Origin of the sequence: uncultured Clostridium sp., assembly GCF_937920395.1 — a bacterium.
Classification (GTDB): Bacteria; Bacillota; Clostridia; order Clostridiales; family Clostridiaceae; genus Clostridium_AD.
Window position 1 is genome coordinate 1 of record NZ_CALEVF010000093.1, and the last position, 1,616, is coordinate 1,616.

The following is a 1,616-nucleotide window of genomic DNA, read 5'->3' on the forward strand; positions in this document are numbered from 1 at the left end:
AATAATTGGGAAAATTAGGATATATACCTCTAATTAGAAATGAAAACATACTTTATTGCAGAAAATATTAGCAAAAGTGTTTTTAAGAATGTGTATTAATTAAGAATTTTGTTCCAGTTGAATAAAAAATGGCAGCAAAAATATACCTGTTCAGATCGTTCCTTTTTTACGAAACCCTGACGGGTAAGAAATTTAACTATATTAAAGATAAATTGACCTATACAACCTGTTTTTCTATTATAAGTTGTTGTGAAAGTTCAATTAGCTTTTGCCATTTTCCTGGCATAGTAGGAATCTTTTCAAGTTCAGGGATTGAGTTTAATGGTCCCCAATAAGCGTAGCTATGAGGACGGAGAAAGTTGTAATATGCTACAAACAATGCCAAGTGCGTATTGGAACCTTCTTCACTGCCAAAGCCATTTGTAACTCTATAGGAAAATTTAAAAGTTCTGTTGAGACGCTCTATTATTTGTTTTAGCCAACGATACTCAGTTGATATAGGATCAGAGTTAGTAAGCCCTATTACTTGAATTACATTAAAGTCCATGCCGTTAAGTTTAAACTGTTGCTCAGCAAGCTTATATGCGGTATAGCCATCAGCAACGAATTTAAGAGACTTGCCGGGAAACTCTTTAAACTTATTAAATGCCATACGCATAGTTAAAATACAAGGACCAGTATCACGACTAAAAGAGGCTTGGTATCCTAAAATTGATTTTTTGATGGCATCCATAACAAGCCAGATATATTGATGAACTCCTTTTACTTTAGTATAGGTTTCATCAGCGGCAAGATAATTAGTGGGCTTATAATCATAGTTGTCCACATAGGGTTTGACAAAAGCGGCAGCTGCAATGGCGTATCTACTAACCATGACATGAGATATTTTGACCCCATGGATTTCCCAAAGAGCAAGCGCCGTACGGCGTGTAGATAGTCCCAAATTAACGTTATATGTTAGACAAAGTCCCATTACATGTGAAGAAAAATTTCTGAACTTGAGGCTAGTAGCGCCTTTTGGCATCGAAGATAAATCTACATCAAAATAATTAGTGGTAAACTCACGGTAAATGTAATGTAGCTTAAATTTGTGTTTATCTTTCTTATATTCCTTAATGTCTTCAAGTGAAAGACTTGCAAGAGAGTGTAGGTAATAAGTACATTTTTTATTAATACATTTATGGACATAAAAATTCTTGCGCTCCTTCGTTTTACTTAGAGCATGTCCACAAAATGGGCAGATGAGTTTTTCGGTTTTAAAATCATCTTTGTTTTTATTAAAATGCATATCACAAACTTTGCACCAAAGCTGCCCGCGGCCTCCGGCGTTATCATAGATGTAGGTGTGCGGAGCACCACATTGAGGGCATATAGTATCAGATGATATAGGATGTTTCCCACGAGAATTGACAGGCTTTTTATCTTTGCCATTACTGATTTTATACTCAGCTAAGAGTTGCTTGTAATCTAGCTTTTTGAAGGTCTTAATAATTGGTAATTTATCTACAGTAAGCTTTTTATATTTAGGACTTGTCATATCGTATTTCAAAACCTTTAGTGGTATATTTTTAGCAATAAAAACAAGTAAATGTTTAATTTGAGAAAGTAATACTTGA

At 34.3% G+C, this 1,616-nt stretch carries 1 protein-coding gene; it reads right to left on the minus strand.

Annotated elements, in window-relative coordinates; translation table 11 throughout:
- Window positions 1-217: 217 nt before the first annotated feature.
- Window positions 218-1,616 (minus strand): transposase (locus Q0649_RS08830; protein ID WP_367179366.1); only part of this gene is annotated, 1,399 nt, incomplete at its 5' end.